General features: G+C 61.2%; 9 protein-coding genes. 1 reads left to right on the top strand and 8 read right to left on the bottom strand.

What is annotated here, in order from left to right; translation table 11 throughout:
- Window positions 1-159: 159 nt before the first annotated feature.
- From ACPYOJ_RS33390 to pcaD, 5 genes are read right to left on the bottom strand one after another with little or no spacing between them, the layout of a single operon-like run.
- Window positions 160-1209, bottom strand: a complete 1050-nt coding sequence (locus ACPYOJ_RS33390; protein ID WP_481420075.1) for a 3-carboxy-cis,cis-muconate cycloisomerase — start codon at window positions 1207-1209, stop codon at window positions 160-162.
- Between the two features lie 2 nt (window positions 1210-1211).
- A complete protein-coding gene (gene pcaG / locus ACPYOJ_RS33385) occupies window positions 1212-1826 on the bottom strand; it encodes a protocatechuate 3,4-dioxygenase subunit alpha (RefSeq protein WP_481420074.1) in 615 nt (204 codons plus the stop codon).
- Entirely contained in the window at window positions 1826-2575 is a 750-nt protein-coding gene (gene pcaH / locus ACPYOJ_RS33380) for a protocatechuate 3,4-dioxygenase subunit beta (RefSeq protein WP_481420073.1), read from the bottom strand. Before pcaH ends, pcaG begins: the two co-directional genes overlap by 1 nt.
- 9 nt (window positions 2576-2584) lie before the next feature.
- Window positions 2585-2989, bottom strand: coding sequence for a 4-carboxymuconolactone decarboxylase (gene pcaC, locus ACPYOJ_RS33375; RefSeq protein WP_481420072.1), 405 nt, complete (start codon window positions 2987-2989; stop codon window positions 2585-2587).
- On the bottom strand, window positions 2986-3795 hold the full coding sequence (gene pcaD / locus ACPYOJ_RS33370; RefSeq protein ID WP_481420071.1) for a 3-oxoadipate enol-lactonase: 810 nt from the start codon (window positions 3793-3795) through the stop codon (window positions 2986-2988). The genes pcaC and pcaD overlap by 4 nt, the downstream gene beginning before the upstream one ends.
- A 92-nt stretch (window positions 3796-3887) precedes the next feature.
- Between pcaD and pcaQ the strand changes: the two genes are divergently transcribed.
- Window positions 3888-4826: a pca operon transcription factor PcaQ gene (pcaQ, locus tag ACPYOJ_RS33365; protein WP_481420070.1), complete on the top strand. Its 939-nt coding sequence runs from the start codon at window positions 3888-3890 to the stop codon at window positions 4824-4826.
- Here the strand turns inward: pcaQ and ACPYOJ_RS33360 are convergent.
- From ACPYOJ_RS33360 to ACPYOJ_RS33350, 3 genes are all read right to left on the bottom strand, one after another.
- Window positions 4821-5276, bottom strand: a complete 456-nt coding sequence (locus tag ACPYOJ_RS33360) for a PTS sugar transporter subunit IIA (protein ID WP_168830229.1) — start codon at window positions 5274-5276, stop codon at window positions 4821-4823. The two genes, pcaQ and ACPYOJ_RS33360, sit on opposite strands and share 6 nt — an antisense overlap.
- A 40-nt stretch (window positions 5277-5316) precedes the next feature.
- Window positions 5317-6009 carry a response regulator transcription factor gene (locus ACPYOJ_RS33355; protein WP_168830230.1) on the bottom strand — a complete coding sequence of 231 codons (693 nt, stop codon included), beginning with the start codon at window positions 6007-6009 and terminating at the stop codon, window positions 5317-5319.
- Window positions 6006-7173 (bottom strand): sensor histidine kinase (locus ACPYOJ_RS33350; protein WP_481420069.1); only part of this gene is annotated, 1168 nt, incomplete at its 5' end. The genes ACPYOJ_RS33350 and ACPYOJ_RS33355, both read right to left, overlap by 4 nt.

Raw genomic sequence — 7173 nt, 5'->3', positions numbered from 1 at the left:
ATGCTGGAGACCTCCGGGGCCGTTCCGGTCGTCATCAAGTCGCTGGTGTTTCCGGACAGGCACCTTGGCAGAGCTTCTGCCAACGATTAATGCCCATAGGCGATCTTCCAACTGCAGCGTCCTACGTTGGTTGATCGCCGATGGTGCCTTCGGCGTTATTTAAGCTGGTGGCGGTCCGAGGCGGCGAATATTGCCGACAAGATCCTGGGCGAGCCGCAGTGCTGCCCCGCAGGCCACGGCCATTTGGGGCAAAACCATCCATTCGAGGGTCCAGGCCGCGCCGGAGCGCTCCTGCTCGTGGATCATGGAATGGTGGATGGCGGAAATTTGCGTCGCGTTGAACCGCGCAAGGGCAACCAGCGTCTCCGCCGCCACGGGGTTCTGCTTGTGAGCCATCGCCGAGGAGGCGCCGCCGCCGCTGAGGGCGATCTCGTCGCCCGCCTGCGCCATCAGCGCGATATCCTGGCCGAATTTGCCGAGACTTCCGTTGATCAGCGACAGTAGGCCGGCAAATTCGGCAATGCCGGCCCGCTGGCTCTGCCATTGCGGCAGGTCCGTCAAGCCGAGCTCCTGCGCGAGCGAAGCCCGCACGGCCCCGGCCTTGTCGCCGAACTTTTCCAGCGTGCCCGCCGCGCCACCGAATTGCAGCGGAAAGCGCAGTTCTGTCAGCTTCTCGCGATAGCCCTCGAGCGGCGAGCGCCATGCCCGCAGCCGGTCGGCGACCATGATGGGGATGGCCGCCTGCATGCGCGTCCGGCCCATCAGCGGCAGGTTGCCGAAACTTGCCTCCAGTGCCGTAACGTGCGCATCGATAGCCACGAGACGGCCGGCAAAGAGGTATGCGACAGGCTTCAATCGCAGCATCAGGCTGCTATCGATCACGTCCTGGCTCGTCGCACCGATGTGCACGTGCGCCCCCGCATCACCCGCGGCAGCGCGAAGCTGGCGTACGAGTTCGGGCACAACCACGCCGTCGCGCGCCGTGGCATTGCGAAGTGCCGCAAGGTCGGGAGCGAACGAAGAGCATGCGCCGCTGATTGCCGCAGCGGCGCCGAGCGGAATGATGGCATGCGCCGCCTCTGCTTTCGCCAGCGCCGCCTCGAAGGCAAGCATGGCGCGGATATCCGCGTCAACTGAGAAATAGGCAGCCGTCTCCTCGTCGCCGAGAAGGCCAGAAAGAAAGGGGTGGTCGAAGACAGAGGCGCTCACAGCTAAATGTCCAGGAACACCGTCTCTCCGTCACCCTGAAGCCGGATGTCGAAAGTATAGGCTGATCCGTCCTTAGCCGCGATCAGCGTCGCGACGCGTTCGCGATGTTCGATCCGGGCGAGCAGCGGATCTGCCGCGTTGGCGTCGGTCTCCTCGGGGAAATACATCCGTGTATGCAGGCCGATATTGATGCCGCGGGCGACGATCCAGAAGGTGATGTGCGGTGCCATCTTCCGCCCGTCCTTGAACGGTACCTTGCTCGGCTTGACGGTTTCGAAGCTATAGACGCCGTCGTCGGCGCGGGTCGGGCAGCGGCCCCAGCCGGTGAAGTTCGGATCGGCGGTTCCGCGCATTTCCGCCGGGCTGTTGTAGAGACCGGCGCTGTCTGCCTGCCAGATCTCGACGACGGCATCGCGGACGAGCGCGCCTGCGCCGTCGAAGATGCGGCCGGTCACGGTGATCCGCTCGCCGAGCGTCTTGTCGTTGACCATCTTCGTTCCGAGGTCGTTCTCGTAAACGCCGCCGATGTCACAGAAATTCGGCGTCAGGCCGATGTGAACGTAGGGACCTGCCGTTTGCGACGGGGTTTCCTTCAGATAGCCGAGTTCCTGAGTCATCAGTTGCCCTCCAGCTTGTTTTCGAACATCGTCGAGCGGCGGCCGCGCAGCACGATATCGAACTTATAGGCGCGCGAATCCATAGGGATGGTGTTGCCCCAATCGAGCGGCGCGATCAGTTGCTCGATGGCCGCCTTGTCGGAGATCGTGCCGACGATCGGGCACTTCCAGATCATCGGATCGCCCTCGAAATACATCTGCGTGATCAGCCGCTGCGAAAAGCCGTGGCCGAAGATCGAGAAGTGGATATGGGCCGGGCGCCAGTCGTTGACGCCGTTCGGCCATGGATAGGCGCCCGGGCGAACGGTGCGGAAGAAATAGCGTCCTTCCTCATCGGTAATTGCCCGGCCGCAGCCGCCAAAGTTCGGGTCGATCGCCGCAAGATAGGTTTCCTTCTTGTGGCGGTAGCGTCCGCCGGCATTGGCCTGCCAGAATTCGACGAGCGCACCCGGCACCGGCCGGCCGCGTTCGTCGAGCACACGGCCATGCACGATGATGCGCTCGCCGATGGCGCTTTCACCGGGCTTGGCGAAGTTTTGGATCAGATCGTTGTCGAGTTCGCCAATCATCGAGTGGCCGAAGACGGGGCCGGTGATCTCCGAGATGGTGCCGTCGAGCGACAGCAGGGCGCGCTGCGGCGAACGCAGGATCGAGGTCTTGTAGCCGGGTGTGTAGGCCGGCGAATGCCAGGCGCGGTCGCGGGCGAAGAAGGCGCCGATCTCTGGCTTGCGGTTCGGTATATCGGTCATGGTTTCCTCTTATGCCGCCCTTTCGGCATCCATCTGTTCGAAGACCTGCTTGGCGATCTTGATCGCGTGATTGGCTGCAGGCACGCCCGCATAGATCGCCACATGCAGCAGCGCTTCACGGATATCCTCGCGCGTCGCGCCGGTATTGACGGTGGCGCGCACATGCATGGCAACCTCGTCATCCTGACCGAGAGCGGCAAGCAGAGCAATGGTCACGATCGAACGCTCGCGCTTGGTCAGCTCCGGCCGCGACCAGAGATGGCCCCAGGCCGCCTCCGTAATCAGCTCCTGAAATGGCCTGTCGAAGGCAGTCGAACTCGCCTCCGCTCGGTCGACATGGGCATCGCCGAGGACGGCGCGGCGGGTCGCCATACCCTGCCGATACCGCTCGGAAGGAAGCGAAGTGTCACTCATGGGCTCTTTTCTCCATGCAATGCGGAATCAATGAAGGCGCGGATGACGGCTGTGAGCGCCTCCGGCTGTTCGACGCAGGGGATATGACCAGCGTCGCGGATCACTTCGAAGCGGGCGTTCGGGATCAGTTGCGCGGTGGATTTCACCAGGTCCGGTGGCGTCGAACCGTCCTGATCGCCGACGATGCAGATCGTCGGAACAGCAATCCTTTTCGCGGCTTCGGTGTAGTCTGCATCACGGATCGCCTCGCAGGTCGCGAGATAACCCTCGACCGGCTGGCGCACGAGCATGTTTCTGTAGCCGTGGTAGGCAGTGTTTTCCGGACGCCGAAATGCCGGTGTGAACCAGAGTTTCATCACGCCGTCGACAATGCTGCCGATGCCGTTGTCGGCGACCGTCCCAATACGGGCGTTCCAGCCTTCGGCCGTGCCGATCTTGTGGGCCGTGTCGCAAAGAATGAGACCGCGCACAAGCTCCGGGTGTCTTTGATAAACCGCCTGGGCGATGAGGCCGCCCACTGAAAGGCCGCAGATGAAGGCCTGCTTCACCTCCAGCGTGTCGAGCAGACCGATCAGGTCGGAAGCATGATCCTCAATCGAATATGGCACCTGGCCGACATCGGAAAGACCGTGGCCGCGTTTGTCGTACAGCACGATCGCAAAATCGCCTGCCAGCCGCATGACCACATCCCGCCAGATGCGGAAATCCGTGCCGAGCGAATTGGCAAAGACGATGACCGGCTTGTCGGCAGGTCCGCCAATGATCTGGTAGTGAATGGCGATATCGTTGATATGGGCAAATTGCACAGCGACTTCCTCCAGAGATGAAATTGAATGTTTAATTCGGTTATGTAAAATGATCTTTTTTGGATTTCGAATAACTCGGAGGTTATGAGGTCGTGATCGATAGCCGAATTAAGCTCCGCCATTTGCAGGCCTTTGTCGAGGTCGCCCGCCAGAAAAGCGTGATGAAGGCCGCCAGGCTCATGCATGTCAGCCAGCCTGCCGTGACGAAGACAATCCGTGAGCTGGAGGAGGCGCTGGGTGTCAAGCTTTTCGAGCGCGACGGGCGGGGTATCAAGATCACGCGTTACGGCGAGGTGTTCCTGAGGCATGCAGGCACAGCATTAACCGCCGTCCGGCAAGGGCTCGACAGCGTGACCCACGAGCGCGTTGGGAATGCTCCCCTGATCCGCGTTGGCGCGCTTCCAACAGTGTCGACGCACATTATGCCACCTGCAATGAACCTGTTTCTCAAAGAGAATATCTGGAGCCGTATCAAGATCGTCACGGGCGAAAATGCGGTGCTCCTCGAGCAGCTTCGTGTCGGCGATCTCGACCTCGTCGTCGGGCGGCTTGCTGCGCCCGAAAAGATGGCCGGCTTTTCCTTTGAGCACCTTTATTCTGAGCAGGTGGTCTTCGCCGTGCGGGCAGGGCATCCTCTGCTGATTGCCAAGCAGCCGATCTTTTCGAGAATTGGTGACTATACGGTATTGATGCCAACCCAGGCATCGATCATCAGGCCTTTCGTAGAGAGCTTCTTGATTGCCAATGGTGTCGCCGATTTGCCGAACCAGATCGAGACAGTGTCGGATTCGTTCGGCCGGGCTTTCGTTCGCTCGAGCGAGGCAATTTGGATCATCTCGGCGGGCGTGGTGGCGACGGATATCGCCGACGGATTGCTCGGCATCCTTCCTATCGACACGAGCGAAACCAAGGGGCCGGTTGGCCTTACGATGCGCACGGAGCCCAACCCCTCACTGCCGATGTCGATCCTGATCCAGACGATCAGGGAAGCGGCCGCCAAAGTCTTCGTCTCCCCGGGCGTTTCCTCATGATCGAGAATCGCCGATGAAGCTCGCATAGAACTCATCGACGTTTCTGGCCTGCCGCATGGAAGCGAGGACGCCTTCCGATTGCAGGCGCCGTGCAATGGCGGCAAGCACGTTGAGGTATTCACCGCGATTGCTCTCGCCGAAAAGCAGCATGAAAGCGATATCCGTCGGTGCATCGTCTATGGCCTCGAAATCCAAGGGTTGCGCGAAGCGCACCAGGAGGCCGCGCGGGCTCGTCATGCCGGCGATTGCGGCATGCGGCACGGCGATGCCATTGCCGATACCGGTCGAGCCGAGGCTTTCGCGACTTTCCAGCGCCTGAAGGATGGTCTTTTCCTCAATACCGAACGCCTTGCCGGCTCTTTCGGCGAGATTCTGCAGCGCGCGCCATTTCGTGGGCACCGAAACGCCGACGAAAGTATGTTCCGGCCGGATGATATGTGCGAGATTCATGTTTTCCGTTGTCTATCGACGGGATGTGTGATGCCGGAATTCAATCCGGCTCTCTGAGCCGGTAGCCGACACCGGTCTCGGTGGTGATATATTGCGGCTGATCCGGGGTCTGCTCCACCTTTTGTCGCAGTTGCCGCACATATACCCGCAGATATTGAACGTCGGCAGCCGGTCCCCAGACCTGCTTCAAAAGGAATTGATGCGTCAACACCTTCCCGGCGTGCTGCGCAAGCACGCGAAGAATGTCGTATTCCTTCGGGGACAGCTTGATCTCCTTGTCGTCCACCTTGACGATCCGCTTGACGAGATCGATGGAAAGGCCCCCAGTCTGGAAGACCGCCTTTTCGCCCTGCTGCTGCAAGCGGTGGCGCAGTGCGACGCGGATGCGTGCTCCAAGCTCGTTGATGCCGAAAGGCTTGGTGACGTAATCGTCGGCCCCGGTCTCGAGCGCCTTTACGATGCCGGCCTCATCGGTGCGGCTGGAGAGAATGACGACGGGCACAGATAGGCCATCCTCCCGCCATTCCCGCAGCAGGTCGTGACCCGATTTGTCGGGAAGGCCAAGGTCCAGAACGATGAGGTCCGGGGCATCTTCCTTCACGGCTGCGTAGGCGCTTGTGGCGTTCGGCGCTTCATGCACCTCATAGCCTTGGGCGCTTAGGCCAACGCGAAGCAGTTTGCGTATCGGCGGCTCGTCGTCGACGACGAGAATTTTCACGGCTGAGCCGGTCATTTGAGTTCATCCAGTTTTGGAATGTCATGAGGTATCGGCAGACGGATGGTAAATACCGCGCCGGCGCGGTCCTTGCGGTTTCCGGCGACGATCGTTCCGCCCATCGCTTCGATGAAGCCGCGACAAATGGAAAGGCCGAGGCCCGTCCCGGCTCGCACCTGATCGCCCTTGCGGACGCGGTAGAAGGTGTCGAAGATGCGGGTGAGGTCGCCGGGCGGAATGCCGGGGCCTTCGTCGGCGATCTGAAAAACGACGGAACCCGAGTCGACCCAGCCCCCAACCCGGATCACCGTGTCTTCGGGCGCATATTTGCCGGCATTGTCGAGGAGGTTGAAGAGCGCCTGCTCGAAAAGCACCGGATCCACACGCACCATCGGTAAGTCGGCCGGAATGGTCACTTCGGTCCTGTGGTGTTTGAGGATCTTTGCCGCCCGCCTGAGGGCGCTGCCGACGATGTCACCCGGATAATGCAGGCCGTAGTTCGGCTCCATCGCTCCGGATTCGATTTTTGTCATGTCGAGCAGGTTGGCGATGAACCGGTTCAGGCGTTCTGACTCGTCGATCACCGTTGTCAGAAGATCGTTACGGTCTTCTGCCGGCATGGACTCGAAATAGTCGCGCAGCGTGCCGGATGCGCCGAGGATTGCAGCCAGCGGCGTTTTCAGGTCGTGGGAGATCGAAGTGAGCAGGGCGGAGCGTAGGCGATCGGCTTCCGCAGCGAGTCTGGCACGATCCACATCGGCGACGAGTTGAATGCGTTCGATCGCAAGCGCTGCCTGGTCGGCGAGCGCATCCAGCAGCCGTTGCTGTTCGGGCGTAAACAGCGGGCCATCGCGGCGGTCGCTATCGAGCCCGATCACGCCGACCGCTGTACGCCCGGTCCTAAGCGGCACATAAAGGCGTTTTGCGCCTGGCAACGTGTCAGCGCCGCGTCCGGCAGCATGATTGTGCTCCCAGGCCCAGCGGGCCGCGGCGATATCGGCATCGTCCAGCGTATCATCCGGCGGATATCCGGCCTTGACCGCGATCGTATCGTCCTCAGGCAGAAGCAGGACAACGCGAACCTTGAGCATCGAGGCAATCTGGAAGGCCGTTGCCCAAAGCACGTCATCAAGCGTGCCGGTGCTCGCGAGCTTGCGGGAAAAAATATAAAGATCCTCGGTC

This window comes from Rhizobium sp. SVR5-9E (assembly GCF_056755095.1).
This window is presented reverse-complemented; position numbering and strand designations above follow the sequence as displayed.

What these genes read in the sequence shown, in the direction of transcription:
- pcaG (WP_481420074.1), bottom strand. Translation starts at nt 1,826, where the DNA reads ATGACTCAGGAACTCGGCTATCTGAAGGAAACCCCGTCGCAAACGGCA.
- pcaH (WP_481420073.1), bottom strand. Translation starts at nt 2,575, where the DNA reads ATGACCGATATACCGAACCGCAAGCCAGAGATCGGCGCCTTCTTCGCC.
- pcaC (WP_481420072.1), bottom strand. Translation starts at nt 2,989, where the DNA reads ATGAGTGACACTTCGCTTCCTTCCGAGCGGTATCGGCAGGGTATGGCG.
- ACPYOJ_RS33360 (WP_168830229.1), bottom strand. Translation starts at nt 5,276, where the DNA reads ATGAATCTCGCACATATCATCCGGCCGGAACATACTTTCGTCGGCGTT.
- ACPYOJ_RS33355 (WP_168830230.1), bottom strand. Translation starts at nt 6,009, where the DNA reads ATGACCGGCTCAGCCGTGAAAATTCTCGTCGTCGACGACGAGCCGCCG.